A 502-nucleotide genomic window follows, 5' to 3' on the forward strand; every position below is an offset into this window, starting at 1 on the left:
GGCGGCGCCGCGCGCCCCGGCCGGCCGACGCGCGCGGCGCGTCGCTCCGCGCGCCGGCGCACGCCCGCGGGAAACGCCGCGGCGGCGATTCCATGCGACAATCGCCCGCCGACGCGCCCATAGCTCGGGGATAGAGTGCCGCTCGCCGAAGACCCGGGTCAGCACCTCGGGACGCCCCGGCCACCGTCGCATGGGCTATACTCGAAAACGTCGGCGCCGCGGCAAAAATTCCTTTCAAAACGCGCTCGTAGCTCAGTTGGATAGAGTACAGCCCTCCGAAGGCTGGGGTCGTGGGTTCGAATCCCGCCGAGCGCGCCATCTCCCCCTGTGACGGATCTGTGCCACTCCTGCGCCGCGCGCACAGTGCGCCGAGGCGTCAACGGCGCAAGGCTCTTTGTGCCGCCACGTCTTGAAGTCAATGATCGATCCCCGCGTGCGCGGGGAAGACGTGCAGTCATGGCCTAGCTGTGATCTCTCAGTAGGTTGTTCACCCGGGGCGAAC

At 68.7% G+C, this 502-nt stretch carries 1 tRNA gene; it reads left to right on the plus strand.

The window, feature by feature from the left end:
* Positions 1-241 precede the first annotated feature (241 nt).
* Positions 242-318: transfer RNA gene (locus MBSD_RS10040), tRNA-Arg, on the plus strand.
* The last annotated feature ends 184 nt before the right edge of the window (positions 319-502 follow it).

It is taken from the genome of Mizugakiibacter sediminis (assembly GCF_000953855.2).
GTDB lineage: Bacteria > Pseudomonadota > Gammaproteobacteria > Xanthomonadales > Rhodanobacteraceae > Mizugakiibacter > Mizugakiibacter sediminis.